This window comes from Paraburkholderia sp. BR10872, assembly GCF_040965835.1.
Taxonomy (GTDB): Bacteria; Pseudomonadota; Gammaproteobacteria; order Burkholderiales; family Burkholderiaceae; genus Paraburkholderia; species Paraburkholderia nodosa_A.
The window spans coordinates 59,263-75,332 of record NZ_JBFRCN010000018.1; the positions used below are offsets into that span (position 1 = coordinate 59,263).

Here is a 16,070-nt window from a genome sequence, read left to right on the forward strand (position 1 = left end):
TCCTTCCATTGCGCTTCGCGCGCGCTTCCGAGGAAACCGAAATGGCCTACAAGATCGCAGTGGTAGTCGGCAGTCTGCGCAAGGATTCATTCAACCGGCAACTCGCACACGCGGTGACTTCGCTCGCACCCGCCGATTTTACTTTCGAGTATCTCGACATCGGCGTGCTGCCGCTCTACAGCCAGGATTACGACGCCGACTATCCCGAGGTGGCGCGCCGCTTCAAGCAACAGATCGAAGCGGTCGACGCCCTGCTGTTCGTCACGCCCGAATACAACCGCTCGATTCCGGGCGGGTTGAAAAACGCACTCGACTGGGGTTCGCGGCCGTGGGGCACGAATTCGTGGCGCGGCAAGCCGGGCGCGGTGCTCGGCACGTCGGTGGGGGCAACGGGCACAGCGCTCTCGCAGCAACATCTGCGTAACGTGCTCGCCTATCTCGACGTCCCGCTGCTCGGTCAGCCCGAGATGTTCATCAAGCACGACCCGAGCCGCGTTAACGAGAAAGGCGAGATCGTCAACGAGGACACCCGCAAGTTCCTGCAGGGCTTCGTCGATACGTACGTGGCCTGGGTCAAGCGCCAGCTCGGCCGCTGACGCCTGAAACGCAACCCACGCGGCATTTGCGCGAGGGGCTTCAGTGCAACGTTCGGCGCTGCCCCGGCATGTCCTTGTGGTGCTCGGGCGTATCTTCCTCGTATTCGAGGAATTCGTCCGGAATTTGCGGCGCGACGCCTGCTGCGGGTCGCGTCGCTTCGGGTGCGCCAGGAACGTCCACATGATGCGCGCCCATCACCGCACCAGCGCCCGGTGCACTGGCCGATGTGAGCACGGTCGCTTCGGCCTCGCTCGTCGGCCGCATCGGTTCGACAGTGGGTTCGACGGTCGGGTCAACGGAGGCTTGTTCGCGCGCGGCTTCGGTCTGCGCGGCACGGCGGCGCATGGCATCGGCGAATTCGGAGAGACCCAGTTCGTCGAGCGCCGAGTGCTCGCGCGCGACCGGACGGTCCGTCGCGGGCCATGCCCACGGCGTGCCGCGTAGCGCGACTTCCGTCGCATGCTCTTCGCGCAGCGTCTCGTACGCGAGGTTGGCGTGCGCCTCGTCGCTCACATGCACGCCGATGCGCACCGCTTCGCCCGGCGGCGGCGTCATGCCCGTCTGGGCCTCGGTGGTGCGACGCGCATCGCCCGTCGACGAGAAAAAACTTCCCACGAGCCGCTCGATGCCGGCCAGCACACCCTCGGTGCGCGCCGGCAGGTCGATGTCGCCCGCCGCGAAGCCGCGCTGCAGCAGCGCGTCCTGCGCGTGGCGTGCTTCCTCGTAGGTTTGGAAAACGCCGGTCACGGTCTGTTTCATGGCAGCCTCCTTCGCCAGATGGCGACGCCTGCTTACATCATGCGCCGATTGTGCTTTGCTCGTGCATCGGTTGGCGCATGCTGCGCGCGACGTCTAACCGCCTGATTCTGCGGGTCGTGCTGGCTGTCGCAAGCCTCGTGCCGCGAAGCGTGTTCCTGCGACTTGTCATGCTCGCGGGCTCGGGAGCGTCGCATCGTGTTCGCGCTTCGCGCGCGCCTGGCGGTCCTCGCGAATCGCCTCGAGCATCTTCTCCAGCAGCGCGATGTCGAAGGGCTTCGATAGCACACGCACATCGGCATTGCGCGTGCGCTCGAGCTCCTCCGCATAGCCCGTCACGAGGATCACGGGCAGGTCCGGCTCGAGCCCCTGCAGCGCCTCGGCCAGATCGATGCCGTTCATCGTCCCCGGCATGTGGATGTCGGAAAGCACGAGGTCGAAGCGCGGCGTGGGCTCGCCCTCGGCAGGCGGCGCTTCGACCCGTTCCAGCGCACTCGCCGCGTCGCTCGCGCAGGTCACGCGGTGGCCCATCATCTGCAGGAGCGCCTCGGTGCCGGCCGCGACTTCGTCGTTGTCCTCCACGAGCAGCACGTTCAGCCCATGCTGCACCTCGGCGCTCTCCTCGCGCGGCTCGCTCGGACGCGGCGCGGGCGGCTCGGCGAGCGAGCGCGGCAGATACAGATGCACCGTCGTGCCCGCGCCGATCGCACTGTCGATCGCGGCGAGTCCGCCGGTGCGCTCGCAGAACGCGAACACCTGCGGCAGCCCGAGGCCGGTGCCCGTGCCCTTCGACTTGGTCGTGTAGAGCGGCTCGAACGCGCGCGCGAGCACGTCCGGCGGCATGCCGGTGCCGGTGTCTTCGAGGGTGACGTGCACGAAGTCGCCGTCGAGCGGGAAGCCTTCGTCGGGCCGGAAGCTGATGTTGCGCGCGCGCACCGTGAAGCGGCCGCCGTTGGGCATCGCGTCGCGCGCGTTCACCGCGAGATTGATGAGCGCGAGCTCGAATTCGGCCACATCGACGAGCACGGGCCACACGTCGTCGTCGACTTCGACGATGAGCGACACTTTCGCGCCCAGCGACGCGCGCAGCAGTTCGCGGGCCGCCGGCAGCCAGCGCCCGACGTGGATCGTCTCGTTGCGCAGCGGCTGCTTGCGCGCCACGCCGAGCAGTTGGCGCGTGAGCGACTGGCCGCTCTTGAGCGCGCGCTCGACCGCCGAGAGTTCGCGCTCCAAACCCGCCGCGCCGCGCCGCCGCGCGATCTGCACGTTGGCCGAGACGATCATCAGCAGGTTGTTGAAGTCGTGCGCGACGCTGCCCACGAGGTTGCCGAGCGCTTCCATCTTGCGCGACTGCCGGTAGGCGGATTCGATCGAGCGGCGCATCGAGGCTTCGGCCTGCCAGCGCTCCCACGCCTCCTCTTCGGCGGCGAGGCGCCGCAGCGACAGCCAGATCACGCACCAGAGGGCAATCGACGGGACGAACATCGAGATGATGAGCACGCTCAGGTGCCGGTACCACGCCGCCCAGATCGCGGGCGTGCGATACGCGCAGGTCACATAGACGGGGTACGCGCCCACGCGCCGGAACGCGAGGATCACGTTGCTGCCGAGCAGCGCGGAATGCATGCGCACGACACCGGACTCCGTGCCGCGCTGGAGCGCGGCGCCCAGCGGCGAGTGCGGCGTGATCGTGGGCCCGTCCACGCGCGGGGGCGGATCGAAGGCGAGGATCGTGCCGTCGCTGCGCACGAGGCCGAGCGACATCGGCGAGCCGGAGCCGAGCAGGTCGCGGTAGAACGAGCTGAAATAGCCGGGGCGCAAGGCGACCGAGACGAGACCCGCGAATCCGCCGGCTTCGTCGAGGCGCGCCACGCCCATGTTGAACACGGTCTCGCCGCTCACCTGGCCCTGCATCACGCGCGAGACGTGGTCGAGCACGCGGCCGTCGCGGATGCCGGCGAAGTCGTCGCGCGAGGCGATCGACATGGTCGGCGGCGGCGAATAGCGGCTGCTCGCGAGCAGGTCGCCGTTAGTGCCGAAAATCGACACCGCGGCCACTTGCGGATAACCGCCGCCGATGGCATCGAGTTTCTCGTGGATCTGCGGCTCGCTGGCGCGGATGCCGTCGTCGTTCAGATCGCGCACGAGGTCGACTACGCGAGCATCGAGCGCCTCGTTCATGTCGAACACCTTGAGCGCGTGCTCTTCGGCCACGCGCACGGTGCGCAGCGTGGTGTCGGTGGCGTCGGCTTCGCGCGCGCGCAAGTCGTTGTACGCCATGGCGGCGACGTAGAGGCACGGCAGCACGATCGCCGCGACGAGCAGCGCGAGCAGCGTGCGCCGGCGTACCGTGAAGTCGTGGCCCGGCGCGGCCGGAAACGGCGCGTCGTCGGCAGGGGGTGGCTGGGGTATGCGTTCGTCTGGCCGCTCGGGCCGGTCAGCAATCATCGTACGGAAAAGCAGGGAAAAGGCGGCGGGGCAGTCGACATGATAAACGACCGCGATGACGCCCCGACGGCCAGCGCATACCCGGTGCGCCGCAAGCATCGCCGGTCAGGCAGGCCGCCAGGGGTTTTCTCTCGCTGAATGCCGAATTCGCGAAAATCGGCGAAGCGCAAACGTACCACAAAGGGATAATCAACGTTCTTTATTTAAGGGATGGATAATTTATTTCCATAAATTAGCCAGAATGAGTCGATTTTGTTCGTCGAATGATTAACGGCGAGTTGCATTTGATTCAATTTGATTCGAGAATCCCGGACACGATAAATAACGCATTCGCATGAACGCCACGCTCGCCATTACGGCGGATGGCCATGCTACGGGGTGGCTGCAGGCATGCAGACGAGGGCCTTCACACCGGCGCACGGGTTGCCGGTAGCCATTGGGCAACGGCGCAGCCATGCGCGTTGCGTCGGCGCGCCAGCGCGCGGGTCCGTTTATGCGTTACGAATTATTCGGCCCGGTTCGCATTTTTCTTTGAAGTCTCCCTAAAGTAATTGCCCGCTCCGCCGTTAATCCGTCGAAACGCACTCCGTCCAACGCACACTCATTCAGCATATCCATGTCCTTGCCCATCGTGATCGCCGATGACTCGCTGTTAGCCCGCAAGGTGCTCACGAAGGCGCTGCCCGAGGACTGGGACGTGGCGATTTCGTACGCGTCGAACGGACACGAAGCGCTTGCCCATTACCGCGCCGGTCGTGCGGCTGTGATGTTCCTCGACCTCACGATGCCCGACCTGACGGGCTTCCAGGTCCTCGAAGCGTTGCAGCACGAAGACCTGAACACGTTCGTGATCGTCGTTTCCGCGGACGTCCAGCCTCGTGCCCGCGAGCGCGTGCAGGCACTCGGCGCGGCGGCGTTCGTCGCAAAGCCGGTAACCCAGGAGGCGCTGCTGCCCATCCTGAAGGAGTACGGGTTGTATGCCTGATCGAGTGTTCACGGAACTCCAGCGCGACGCGCTGCAGGAGATCGCCAATCTCGGCATGGGGCAGGCCGCGACGCGTCTGTCGGCGCTGCTCAACGCCTTCATCGAGTTGTCGGTGCCGCGCGTGCGCGTGGTCGCCGTCTCCGAGGCCGCGGCGGCGCTGCGCGAGATGACCGGTATCGACGGCCCGGTTGCGGCCGTGCGCCAGGGCTTTCGCTCGGAAATCAAGGGCGAGGCGCTGGTGATCTGCCGCAGCGGCGAGATCGCCGAACTTGGCAGCCTGGTCGGCGGGCCTTACGCGACGATCGGCGACGATGCCCTCACCGAGGAAGAGCTGATGTTCGACGTCGCCAACGCGCTCACGGGCGCGTGCGTGTCGTCGATGCTCGACCAGCTCGGGCGCATGCCAGTGTTTTCGCAGCCGGGGCTGCTCGGCGAGGCGATCATGCTCGACGAGGTGTTCCAGCCGGGCCTGCTCGCGTGGGACGTCGCGCTGCTCGTCGAAGTCAATTTCGCGCTGGAAGACCAGCGCTTTCGCGCCCACCTCGTCATGCTGATGGCCGAGGAGTCGATCCATGTCGTGAGCCGGGCCATCGACGCGTTGTTACATAGCCTATGAACGAGCCAGCCGGGTTGCCAACACTAGCGGACCTCGTTGTCGAACGGGTGGGCTTCGGCATATTCGTGGTCGATCGCGACATGAACGTGCTGAGCTGGAACCGCTTCATGCAGGATCACAGCGGCGTGACCGCCGAGGACGTGATCGGCCGCTCCATCTTCGAACGCTTCCCGGACCTGCCGCGCGCGTGGCTCACGCGCAAGGTGGAAAGCGTGTTCCAGCTGGGCAGCTTTGCGTTCAGCTCGTGGGAGCAGCGCCCGTATCTGTTCCAGTTCGACCATGACCGGCCGATCACGGGCGGTGTGGACTACATGCAGCAAGACTGCACCTTCATGCCGCTCATGCGCGGGCGCGACGTAGTAGCCGTGTGCGTGACCATCTCCGATGTCACCCACGTGAGCGTCATGCAGCGCGAGCGCGAGGACGCCGTGGCGAAGCTGCGCGAATACGCCGACCGCGACGGTCTCACCGGCATCGCGAACCGGCGCTTTTTCGAAACGCGCCTCGCCGACGAATTCCTGCGCTGGCAGCGTTACGGCGGCGAGCTGTCGATGCTGCTGTTCGACCTCGACCACTTCAAGCGCATCAACGACGAATTCGGCCATGTGGCCGGCGACACGGTGCTGCGCTCGATGGCGCAGCGCGTGTCGGGCGTGGTGCGCAAGCAGGATGTGTTCGGCCGCTTCGGCGGCGAGGAATTCGCGCTGCTCCTGCCGTGCACGCCGCTCGACGACGCGCTCTACGTCGCGGAGAAGATCCGCCGCACGATCGGCGACGAGCCGATCGAGGTGCAAGGCGTGATCGTGCCCGTGACGGCCAGCGTCGGCGCCGCGACGGCGCGCACGGGTGCGCCCGACTACGGAGGCATGATCAACGAGGCGGACGCCGCCCTCTACACGGCGAAGCGCCAGGGGCGCAACCGCTCGGTCGCGCTCGCCTGATCCGAGTCGGGCGCAAACGGCTCCCGCCTCAGTCCGGCTCATCGCCCCATGCTCCGGGGCTGCGCGGCCATGCCTCCACTGCGGTCCCCAGGCGCTGACGGCCCTGCGCGGGTCGCCCAAAGGTTGATATACTTTTGCCCGTTTCCGGCCTTGCACGCCTCCCGGCAAGCAATTTAAGGGTCTGGTGCCTCGCGCGTGTCCGCGCGCGCGGGCGACCCGCGGCAATGCGGGCCCGAATAGAGTCGAACGCCCGGTGAGGGCGCCCCCAGCGGAGATCGTCTTGGCTGTTTCCAATCTCGTCGTGGACGATACACAACAAACCGACGCTGCCGCCGCTTCGTCGGGCAGCTCGTTTTATCTGGCGATGCGGATCCTGCCCCCTGCGCAGCGCGACGCCATGTATCAGGTCTACGCCTTCTGCCGCGCTGTCGACGACATCGCGGACAGCGACCTGCCCCGCGCCGAGCGCGCGGCGGGGCTCGACCAATGGCGCGCCGACATCGACGCGTGCTATGCGGGCACGCCGCGCGCCTCGCTCGCGGCGCTCACGCGCCATATCCATACGTTCGGGCTGCAGCGCGCAGATTTTCACGCGATGATCGACGGCATGGCCATGGACGCCGCCGAGGACATCTGCGCCCCCGACGAGGACACGCTCGACCTGTATTGCGACCGCGTGGCGAGCGCCGCAGGCCGGCTGTCGGTGAGAATTTTCGGGATGCAGGAGGAGCCGGGCCGCTTGCTGTCGCACCATCTGGGGTGCGCGCTGCAGCTCACCAACATCCTGCGCGACATCGACGAAGACGCGGACATCAACCGCTGCTATCTGCCGCGCGAACTGCTCGCGCGCGAAGGGATTGCGGCGGGCAATCCGCACACGATCGCCGCCGACCCGTCGCTGCCGCGTGTGTGCGAGACGCTCGTGCAGCGCGCCCGCGCGCACTTCGCGCAGGCCGACGCGATCATGGACGCCGCGCCGCGCGCGCAGGTGAAAGCGCCGCGCATCATGTCGGCCGTCTACCGCGTGCTGCTCGAGCGCACCGTGGATCGCGGCTTCGACCTGCCGCGCACGAAAGTCAGCAAGCCGCGCGCACGGCTCATGTGGATCGTCGCGCGTTACGCGCTGTTCTGATGCCTCGGCTAGTCCACGTCATCGGCGCTGGGCTTGCGGGCCTCGCGACGGCCGTGCGGCTTCAGCGGCGCGGCGTGCAGGTGGCGCTCTACGAGGCCGCCAGCCAGGCAGGTGGACGCTGCCGCTCGTACTACGACCGCACGCTTTCGGCGACGCTCGACACGGGCAATCATCTGGTGCTGGCGGGACATGCGCGCACGCTGGAGTACGTGCGCACGATCGGCGCCGGCGACGCGCTCTCCGGTCCCACCGAGCCGGGCTTCGCGTTCATGGATATCGCCGCGGGCTCGCGCTGGACGGTGCGCTTCTCGCGTTCGCGCATGCCGTTCTGGATCGGCGACTCGCGCTCGCGAGTACCGGGTACGCGCGCCGCGGACTATCTGGGGCTGCTGCCGCTCCTGTTCGCCAAGCCGGGCCGCACGATGGCGCAGACCATGCGCTGCGAAGGCGTGCTGTGGGACCGGCTGCTGCACCCGTTCTTTCTCACGGCGCTCAATGTCGAGCCGCGCGTGGGCAGCGCGGAGCTGGCGGGCGCGATGCTGCGCGAGTCGCTCGCGGCGGGCGGCGAGTCGTTCCGGCCGCTGGCGGCGCGCGGGGGCCTTTCCAGCGCATTCGTCGATCCGGCCTTGCGCATGCTTCAGCACGGCGGCGCGGCGATCCGCCTCGACTCGCCGCTCAGGGAGATTGAGTACGACGACGCGGCGGGCCGCGTCTCCGCACTCGATTTTCCAGACGGGCGCATCACGCTCGCAGCCGACGAGGCGGTGGTGCTGGCCGTGCCCGGCGCGGCCGCCGCGGCGCTCGTGCCGGCGCTGCAGGCGCCGCAGCGCCACAATGCGATCGTCACCGTGCACTACGCGGTGCCGGCGCCGCCGGGCCTCGTGACGCCGATGGCGCTCGTCAACGGCACGGCCCACTGGCTGTGCACGGCCGAGGGGCGCCTGTCGGCGACGATCCACGACGCGCACGGCGTGCTCGACCTCGACCCCGAGGAGATCGCGCGCCGCGTGTGGACCGACGTGGCCGAGGCGGCCTCGCTGCCGCTTGAGCCGATGCCTGCCTGGCGCGTGTGCGCCGACGCGCGCGCGACCTTCGCCGCGGTGCCCGACGAGGAATGGCGCCGGCCCGCGACGCGCACGCGCTGGAACAATCTGATGCTTGCAGGCGACTGGACGGCTACCGGTCTGCCCGCGACGATCGAAGGAGCGATCCGCTCGGGCCGCAAGGCCGCCGAGCTGCTCCTGACCGAAAATTTGGAACGTAGATGAACGATTTATCCCAGGACATGCTCGGCGTCGCCACGCCGGGCGTGGCGATGCCCACCCCCACGTTTGCCGAAGAGACGGCCGCACCGCTCGCCATGCTCGACGCCGCCGTCGTGCGCGCGACCGATGCGATCCTCGCCGACCAGCGCGCCGATGGCCATTGGGTCTACGAACTCGAAGCGGACGCCACGATCCCGGCCGAATACGTGCTGCTCGTGCATTACCTGGGCGAAACCGCGAACCTCGAACTCGAACAGAAGATCGCGCGCTACTTGCGCCGCATCCAGCTGCCGGACGGCGGCTGGCCGCTCTTCACCGACGGCGCGATGGACGTGAGCGCAAGCGTGAAGGCTTACTTCGCACTCAAGATGATCGGCGACGCCGAAGACGCCGAACACATGGTGCGGGCGCGCGAGGCGATTCTCGCGGCGGGCGGCGCGGAGCAGGTCAACGTGTTCACGCGCATCCTGCTCGCGCTGTTTGGCGTGGTGACGTGGTACGCAGTCCCGATGATGCCCGTCGAGATCACGTTGCTGCCGCAGTGGTTCCCGTTCCATCTGTCGAAGGTGTCGTACTGGGCGCGCACGGTGATCGTGCCGCTGCTCGTGCTGGGCGCGAAGCGTCCGGTGGCGCGCAACCCGCGTGGCGTGCGCATCGACGAGCTGTTCCGCGGCGCGCCGGTGAGCGTAGGCCTGAACGCCCGCTCCCCGCATCAGAGCAAGGGCTGGTTCGGTTTCTTCCGCGCCGTGGACGGCGTGCTGCGCGTGACCGATCCGCTCTTTCCGACCTACCTGCGCCAGCGCGCGATCGACGCCGCGGTGGCGTTCGTCGACGAGCGCCTGAACGGCGAGGATGGTCTGGGCGCGATCTTCCCGGCCATGGCCAACGCCGTGATGATGTACGACGTGCTGGGCTATCCCGCCGATCATCCGCACCGCGCGATCGCACGCCAGTCGCTCGAAAAGCTGGTGACGGTCCACACGGAGGAAGCGTACGTCCAGCCCTGCCTGTCCCCGGTGTGGGATACGTCGCTGGCGGCGCACGCCCTGCTGGAGACCGGCGACGCCCGCGCGGAGGAAGCCGCGCGCCGCGGCCTCGAATGGCTGCGTCCGCTGCAGATTCTCGACGTGCGCGGCGACTGGATCTCGCGCCGCGAGGCGGTGCGTCCGGGCGGCTGGGCATTCCAGTACGCGAACCCGCACTACCCCGACGTCGACGACACGGCCGTGGTCGTGGCCGCGATGGACCGCGTGGACAAGCTCGACAACACGAAGGCCTACGACGCCCCGATCGCCCGCGCGCGCGAATGGGTGGTCGGCATGCAAAGCAGCAACGGCGGCTGGGGCGCGTTCGAGCCGGAGAACACGCAGTACTACCTGAACAACATCCCGTTCTCGGACCACGGCGCACTGCTCGATCCGCCGACCGCCGACGTCTCGGGCCGCTGTCTCTCGATGCTCGCGCAGCTCGGCGAGCTGCCGGCCGCGAGCGAGCACGCGCGCCGCGCGTACAACTATCTGCTCGAAGAGCAGGAAGCCGATGGCAGCTGGTACGGTCGCTGGGGCATGAACTACATCTACGGCACGTGGACGGCGCTGTGCGCGCTCAACGCGGCCGGTCTCAGTCACGACGACCCGCGCATGAAGCGCGCGGTGCAATGGCTCGTGCAGATCCAGAACGACGACGGCGGCTGGGGCGAAGACGGCACGAGCTACAAGCTCGAATACCGCGGCTATGAGCGCGCCACCAGCACGGCTTCGCAAACGGCCTGGGCGCTGCTCGGCCTGATGGCGGCGGGCGCGGTCGATCATCCGGCGGTGGCACGCGGCATCGAGTATCTGCAGACAACGCAGCAGGAACACGGCCTCTGGGACGAAACGCGCTTCACGGCCACGGGCTTTCCGCGCGTGTTCTATCTTCGCTACCACGGCTATCGCAAGTTCTTCCCGTTGTGGGCGCTCGCGCGCTACCGCAACCTCAAGCGCGCGGGCGTGACGCGCGTCACGGTCGGTCTGTGAGCGCGGCGGCTGGTATCAAGGCGCGCGCCCTGCCCGTGATCGCAGTAACGGGCATGGCCTTCGAGGCGAGCATTGCCGCGGGCAAAGGCCAGGATGGCGTACGCGCCGTCTATGCCGCGCGCGCCGATCTGCTGCAGAGCGCGCTTGCGGCGGCGCTCGAGGACGGCGCGGCGGCCATCGTCAGCTTCGGCACGGCGGGCGGTCTTGCACCCGATCTCGAGCCTGGCACGCTGGTGATCGCGCAAGCGATCGAAGGGCCGTTCGGGCGCGTCGCGACCGACGCCGCCTGGAGCGCACGCATGGCCGACGCGCTGATGGCCTCGCCGCTCGCCGCGAAAACCCGGCGCGGCGTGGAGGCAGCCGTTGCCGCGCCGCTCACCGGTGCGGCGGACAAGGCCGCGCTGTTCAGCGCGTGCGGAGCGCTCGCCGTCGATATGGAATCGCACCTGGCCGCCGCCGCCGCGGCCGCGCATGGCGTGCCGTTCGCAGTGTGCCGCGCGATCGTCGATCCGGCGTGGCGCAGCCTGCCGAAAGCGGCCATGGCCGGCTTGCGCGATGACGGCACGACGGCGGTGCTCCCGGTCCTGCGCGAACTGGCGCGCGACCCGGCGCAGCTGGGCGGCCTGCTGCGCGTGGCGGCGGACGCGAAAGCGGCACGCCAGTCGCTGAGCGCCGCGCGGCAGGTGTTGACGGCCGCCGGCGCTTTTTTCCCGAAATGACCCTGCCCGGTTATTGAAAAACTAGGGTAAACCCCTATCTCTGGTAACATCTCAGTGTTAACCCTAGGTTCGTTCCTGCGAGCTGGGGACAAATCACATATCGGGGAGTGGCCAGCCATGAATTTTCATACTCGCAAGTGGGTCAAGCCTGAAGACCTGAATCCGAACGGCACGCTGTTCGGCGGCAGCCTGCTGCGCTGGATCGACGAAGAAGCGGCGATCTACGCGATCTGCCAGCTCGACAATCAACGCGTGGTGACCAAGTTCATGTCGGAGATCAACTTCGTGAGCTCGGCGCGTCAGGGCGACATCATCGAGCTCGGCATCACGGCCACGGATTTCGGCCGGACGTCGATCACGCTGCGCGCCGAAGTGCGCAACAAGATCACGCGCAAGAGCATCCTGACGATCGAAAAGATGGTGTTCGTGAACCTGGGCGCCGACGGCATGCCGGCCCCGCACGGCCGCGAGCGTATCCGTTACGCCGACGAAGCCTACGAGCGCTATCGCCAGACCGTGCAGACGACGGCGGATGCCACGGCGCTGGCGGCGGCGAACGAGGCCGAACGCCAGGCCGAGAGCGAGGACGCTTCGGTGCATTGAGCGGTGCTCGCGACGCGATAAAAAACCCGGCAACCTCGAAAGGTTGCCGGGTTTTTTGCATTGATACGCCGCCCGCCCGCATACGGGCGGCCCTATGTTGCGTTCAGGGCGCCGATGCGGGCTTCACAGGCGCTGCCGTCGCACCCGAAGCCGCGACAGGCGCCGATGCGCTCGCCGGTGCGGAAGCGGCTGCCGCGGCTACACCCGCCGTGCCGGCCGCCGCAGCAGCACCCGGACCCGCGCCAGCCGCGGCCGCACCGGTCGTAGCAGCCCCGGTAGCGCCCGTCGCGCTCCCCTCGCCAGGATCCTCGTAATTCGGCAGACCATTGTTCGAAGCGCCGGGGGCCGCCGTGCCACCTGCGCCACCTGCGCCACCTGCGCCACCTGCGCCGCCGGCACCGCCCGACTCGCCCGGGTCTTCGTAATGGGGTGCCCCGTTCTCGTTCGGTGCGGCCTCGCCGCCCGGCTCGCCGTAATCGGGCAGCGGCGCATTGTTGCCGCGCGAGCCGCGGATCAGCGATTCGCGCTGCTGGCGGTAGGCGTCGCGCACGAACGAATACGGGTCGAGTGCCGCCTGCTTGAGCAGGTCGGTTGCGCCGAGCAGGTCCGCACGCGCGCTGATGAACTGCGCGAGATACATCGGGTTGCGCACCGCCGGCTCGAAGTAGTTGATGACGTTGAACTTCACGTCCACGGCCATGCCGATGCCGTCGCGCACCGAACTGGGCCCGAACAGCGGCAGCACGAGATACGGGCCGGCCGGCATGCCGTAGTGGCCCATCGTGAGGCCGAAGTCCTGATGGTGCTTGGGCAGCCCCGCCAACGTCGCGAAGTCGATCAGGCCGCCCAGACCGAAGGTCGTGTTCATCGCGATGCGCATCAGATCCTGGACGGCGTCGGTGATCTTCAGCTGCAGCACGTTGTTTGCGAAGTTGTCGACGTCCCCGATGTTCGAGAAGAAGTTCGTGATCGCCTGACGCAGCGGCTGCGGCGTCACCTTCTGGTAGCCCTTGGCAACCGGCTGCGCGACGTAGGTATCGAGTTTGTCGTTGAACGTGAAAATTGCGCGATTCGCGGGCTCGAACGGATCGCCCGGTTTGCGGTCGGGGCCCGTGGCGCAGCCCGACGTCACGAGGAGCGCCAGGCTCGCCGCCGCCATGGTGAGCGCGGCTTGATTCTTCTTCATTGGTCGATCCCCTGAGTTTCCGATCTCGCGCGTTTTGCGCGCGGCTTGCCCATCAGCACCGGCTGGAAGACCACGGCGCCTATCAGCGTACAGAACAAGGACAGTGCGAGCAGCTTGCCCATGCTCGACGTGCCCGGATGATGCGATAGCCACAGGCTCCCGAACGCCGTGGCGGTGGTCGCGGCGGAAAAAAGCACCGCGTGTGTGAGGCTCGAATGCAGGAGGCCGGTCTGCCCCGCGCGCCAGGCCATCACGAAGTAGATTTTGAACGCGACGCCGACGCCGAGCATCAGGGGAAGCGCGATGATGTTGGCGAAATTTAGCTGAATTCCGAAGACGACGCACAATTCGAGCGTAACGAGCGCCGATACCAGTAGAGGAATGATCGTGCGCAGCACGTCGCCGAAATTGCGCAACGTGATCCAGAGCAGCGCCGTGATGAGCAGCACCGACCACCCCGCTGCCTGGAAGAACGCGAGGATGATCACGTTCGCCGAGTGCAGGATCGAGATCGGGCCGCCGATCGCGTTCGGCTCCGCCGCCTTCACCGCGTGTGCGAAGCGCGCGAGCATCACATCGTCGTTGGGGTCGACGCCCGGCGGCACGCGCGGCGCGACGTCCACGATCGCCTGGCCGGTCGGCGCCACCCAGTCGCGCGCCATCTCGGGCGGCAGGTTTTCCCGCGTGATCTCCGAGGGCTGCAACAGGCGCGCGAGCTGCGCGAAGGCGAGCCTGAGCGTGAGGCTGAAGGCGGTTTCCGCGCGGTCGCGCGTGGCCGGGCTCGCGTTCGCGAGTTTGTTGAGCGAGTCGGACAGATGCTTCGCCTCCGCCGCGCCCGGCCCCGGGTGGTCGCTCGCGGCGAGCGAAAGCTGGTTGGCCGCGCGCTTGAGCGTCTGCACGCGCACTTCGTCGGTCACGGGCGAGGACGGCTGCTGCGTGAGCGCGGGCAGAAGCTGCTGCGCGGCGCTCGAGATCAGCATGAGCTTTTGCTGCTGATCGTCGGGAATCAGCGAACTGAGCGTGGTGGCCCGAGCGACTTCGGGCAGCTTCGAGAGCCGCGCGGCGATCTTGTCGGCTTCTTCGAGCGACGGCGCGAGCACGCTCACATCGTTGATCGAGATGACGGGCGAGTTCTTGAGCGCCAGCAGCGTCGCCATCGACTCGGTATGCGGATCCTTAAGATGCAACGGATTGAAGTCGAAGCGCAGATGCAGCAGCAACGGCGTCGCGCCCACCACGATAATGAGCGTGGTGATCAGCACGGGCTTGCGATGCTCGGCGAGCCATTTGTCGACGGGCGCGAGGAACGCGAAGCCCGGCGAGGCGCGCTCGCCCCTGGGATTGAACACGCGGATGAGCGCCGGCAGCACCGTCATGTTGCACACGTATGCCACGAACATGCCCACGCCCGCGATCTGCCCGAGTTCCGAGAGGCCCTTGTAGGCGGTCGGCAGGAAGGAAAAGAAACTTTCGGCCACGGCGATCGCCGCGAGCGTGAGCGGCACGCCGATGGTCCGCGCGGTCTTGAGGAGCGCGGCGTCGAGCCGCTCGTCCTGGAAGCGCTCCTCGCGATACTTCACGCCGAACTGCACGCCGAAGTCGACGCCTAGCCCCACGAACAGCACCATGAAGGCGACCGAGAGCATGTTGAACGAGCCGATCATCATGAGGCCGAGCGCGGCCGTGATGACCAGACCGACCACGAGTGTGATGAGCGTTGCGCCGATCAGCTTGCCCGAGCGCAGCGCGAGCCACAGGATGGCGAGCACGACGATGATCGTGATCACGCCGTTGAGCGCGGCGCCGTCCTGCACCGAGGCGAATTCGTCGTCGGCGAGCGGCTGTTCGCCCGTGAGGCGCACGCGCGCGCCGAATTCGCTGTCGAGATGAAGCGAGGCGGCGGTCGCGCGGATCGCCTCCGACGCGTTTGCGCCTGCCTTGAGCGCGCCGAAGTTAAGCACCGGCTGCACGGTGATGAAGGCGAACGCCGGCTTCGTCGCCGCGTCCTTGTCGACGAGCGCGCGCCACGAGAACGCCGCGGGCTTGCCGGCGAGCACCTCGTCGACGACGGTGGCGGCGCTGCCGAGCAGATTCGCCATTTGCGGCAACTTGATCTGGCCGATCGTGAGCGGCAGTTGCAGCGTGGTCGTGAGCGTGCCGGCCAGACCCGCGAGACTCGGATCCTTCGCGAGCTGGTTCACGAGCGGGCGCGCCTGCACGAGCTGGCCCGTGGTCGAGAGCACCGTGGCCGTAGACGGGAACAGCAGGCCGTTGTGCTGGAAGAACGGGCCGCCCGCGGGCTGCGAGACGGCGCTGAATTCGCGCGAGTCGGCCTTGAGCGCTTGCGCGAGCTTGTCGGCGGCGGCGTCGGCGAGTTCGGGCGCGTCGGCTTCGACGACCACGAGCAGCGAGCTCGCGCGCTGCGGGAACGCCTTGTCCTTGGCTTCGCTCAACGCGGCCCATTCGGCCGTGTTCTCGACGAGACCGCTGACGTCGGTATTGATCTTGAAATGCCTCGCGACGTACACGCCGGAGAGCATGGCAAGCACGATTGCAAATGTGATCACCCACGCCGCGCGGCGCACCGACCAGGCGACGAGGCTAATGATGAATGGCTTCAGCATACAGGCGAGGGGGCCCTGTCAATTAGGTTCTTTGACGCGAAACGCACAAGTATACCGGCCCCGCCCGTCCCGGCGCGGGTCTTGCACACCTGGGCTCGAGGCGGCGCCCCGGCAGCGCATCTGCCAAAGCCGTTATACTGGCTCAGCCGGCGGCGCGAAGGTTACGTGATTGCACTTGCA

The 16,070-nt window shown here is 67.6% G+C and carries 13 protein-coding genes; 9 read left to right on the forward strand and 4 right to left on the reverse strand.

The genetic code is table 11. The features are described 5' to 3' along the window. Nucleotides 1-41 precede the first annotated feature (41 nt). A complete protein-coding gene (locus AB4Y43_RS16235) occupies nt 42-596 on the forward strand; it encodes an NADPH-dependent FMN reductase (RefSeq protein WP_069261867.1) in 555 nt (184 codons plus the stop codon). Nucleotides 597-636: 40 nt separating this feature from the next. Here AB4Y43_RS16235 and AB4Y43_RS16240 read toward each other — a convergent pair whose 3' ends face one another. Continuing rightward, the gene (locus AB4Y43_RS16240) at nt 637-1,356 is read right to left on the reverse strand and encodes a hypothetical protein (protein ID WP_342946841.1); all 720 of its coding nucleotides are present in this window, start codon (nt 1,354-1,356) and stop codon (nt 637-639) included. A 165-nt stretch (nt 1,357-1,521) separates the two neighbouring features. Then, entirely contained in the window at nt 1,522-3,801 is a 2,280-nt protein-coding gene (locus tag AB4Y43_RS16245; protein ID WP_368616574.1) for an ATP-binding protein, read from the reverse strand. Between the two features lie 616 nt (nt 3,802-4,417). On the opposite strand from AB4Y43_RS16245, the gene AB4Y43_RS16250 reads away from it, so the two are divergent. The 8 genes from AB4Y43_RS16250 to AB4Y43_RS16285 all read left to right on the forward strand — a co-directional run bounded on the left by AB4Y43_RS16250 (nt 4,418) and on the right by AB4Y43_RS16285 (nt 12,080). Continuing rightward, nucleotides 4,418-4,786, forward strand: a complete 369-nt coding sequence (locus tag AB4Y43_RS16250; protein WP_028202798.1) for a response regulator — start codon at nt 4,418-4,420, stop codon at nt 4,784-4,786. Further along, on the forward strand, nt 4,779-5,402 hold the full coding sequence (locus AB4Y43_RS16255) for a chemotaxis protein CheC (protein WP_069261555.1): 624 nt from the start codon (nt 4,779-4,781) through the stop codon (nt 5,400-5,402). The genes AB4Y43_RS16250 and AB4Y43_RS16255 overlap by 8 nt, the downstream gene beginning before the upstream one ends. Continuing rightward, complete coding sequence (locus tag AB4Y43_RS16260; RefSeq protein ID WP_368728226.1) at nt 5,399-6,343, forward strand: diguanylate cyclase; 945 nt, start codon at nt 5,399-5,401, stop codon at nt 6,341-6,343. Before AB4Y43_RS16255 ends, AB4Y43_RS16260 begins: the two co-directional genes overlap by 4 nt. 280 nt (nt 6,344-6,623) lie before the next feature. Beyond that, nucleotides 6,624-7,475, forward strand: a complete 852-nt coding sequence (hpnD, locus tag AB4Y43_RS16265; protein ID WP_368728227.1) for a presqualene diphosphate synthase HpnD — start codon at nt 6,624-6,626, stop codon at nt 7,473-7,475. Continuing rightward, complete coding sequence (gene hpnE, locus AB4Y43_RS16270; protein ID WP_069261558.1) at nt 7,475-8,743, forward strand: hydroxysqualene dehydroxylase HpnE; 1,269 nt, start codon at nt 7,475-7,477, stop codon at nt 8,741-8,743. The genes hpnD and hpnE overlap by 1 nt, the downstream gene beginning before the upstream one ends. A 47-nt stretch (nt 8,744-8,790) precedes the next feature. After that, the gene (shc, locus tag AB4Y43_RS16275) at nt 8,791-10,758 is read left to right on the forward strand and encodes a squalene--hopene cyclase (RefSeq protein ID WP_368728253.1); all 1,968 of its coding nucleotides are present in this window, start codon (nt 8,791-8,793) and stop codon (nt 10,756-10,758) included. A 53-nt stretch (nt 10,759-10,811) separates the two neighbouring features. Next, nucleotides 10,812-11,477 carry a phosphorylase gene (locus tag AB4Y43_RS16280; RefSeq protein WP_342947166.1) on the forward strand — a complete coding sequence of 222 codons (666 nt, stop codon included), beginning with the start codon at nt 10,812-10,814 and terminating at the stop codon, nt 11,475-11,477. A 117-nt stretch (nt 11,478-11,594) separates the two neighbouring features. Next, the gene (locus tag AB4Y43_RS16285; RefSeq protein WP_342946838.1) at nt 11,595-12,080 is read left to right on the forward strand and encodes a hotdog domain-containing protein; all 486 of its coding nucleotides are present in this window, start codon (nt 11,595-11,597) and stop codon (nt 12,078-12,080) included. Between the two features lie 103 nt (nt 12,081-12,183). Here the strand turns inward: AB4Y43_RS16285 and AB4Y43_RS16290 are convergent, their stop codons facing one another. Beyond that, complete coding sequence (locus tag AB4Y43_RS16290) at nt 12,184-13,266, reverse strand: VacJ family lipoprotein (protein ID WP_368728228.1); 1,083 nt, start codon at nt 13,264-13,266, stop codon at nt 12,184-12,186. Continuing rightward, a complete protein-coding gene (locus AB4Y43_RS16295) occupies nt 13,263-15,890 on the reverse strand; it encodes an MMPL family transporter (protein WP_368728229.1) in 2,628 nt (875 codons plus the stop codon). Before AB4Y43_RS16295 ends, AB4Y43_RS16290 begins: the two co-directional genes overlap by 4 nt. Nucleotides 15,891-16,070 lie beyond the last annotated feature (180 nt).

Excerpts from the sequence above, each read along its gene's own strand:
- AB4Y43_RS16235 (WP_069261867.1), top strand. The coding sequence starts at position 42 with ATGGCCTACAAGATCGCAGTGGTAGTCGGCAGTCTGCGCAAGGATTCA.
- AB4Y43_RS16240 (WP_342946841.1), bottom strand. The coding sequence starts at position 1,356 with ATGAAACAGACCGTGACCGGCGTTTTCCAAACCTACGAGGAAGCACGC.
- AB4Y43_RS16245 (WP_368616574.1), bottom strand. The coding sequence starts at position 3,801 with ATGATTGCTGACCGGCCCGAGCGGCCAGACGAACGCATACCCCAGCCA.
- AB4Y43_RS16250 (WP_028202798.1), top strand. The coding sequence starts at position 4,418 with ATGTCCTTGCCCATCGTGATCGCCGATGACTCGCTGTTAGCCCGCAAG.
- AB4Y43_RS16255 (WP_069261555.1), top strand. The coding sequence starts at position 4,779 with ATGCCTGATCGAGTGTTCACGGAACTCCAGCGCGACGCGCTGCAGGAG.
- AB4Y43_RS16260 (WP_368728226.1), top strand. The coding sequence starts at position 5,399 with ATGAACGAGCCAGCCGGGTTGCCAACACTAGCGGACCTCGTTGTCGAA.
- hpnE (WP_069261558.1), top strand. The coding sequence starts at position 7,475 with ATGCCTCGGCTAGTCCACGTCATCGGCGCTGGGCTTGCGGGCCTCGCG.
- shc (WP_368728253.1), top strand. The coding sequence starts at position 8,791 with ATGCCCACCCCCACGTTTGCCGAAGAGACGGCCGCACCGCTCGCCATG.
- AB4Y43_RS16280 (WP_342947166.1), top strand. The coding sequence starts at position 10,812 with ATGGCCTTCGAGGCGAGCATTGCCGCGGGCAAAGGCCAGGATGGCGTA.
- AB4Y43_RS16285 (WP_342946838.1), top strand. The coding sequence starts at position 11,595 with ATGAATTTTCATACTCGCAAGTGGGTCAAGCCTGAAGACCTGAATCCG.
- AB4Y43_RS16290 (WP_368728228.1), bottom strand. The coding sequence starts at position 13,266 with ATGAAGAAGAATCAAGCCGCGCTCACCATGGCGGCGGCGAGCCTGGCG.
- AB4Y43_RS16295 (WP_368728229.1), bottom strand. The coding sequence starts at position 15,890 with ATGCTGAAGCCATTCATCATTAGCCTCGTCGCCTGGTCGGTGCGCCGC.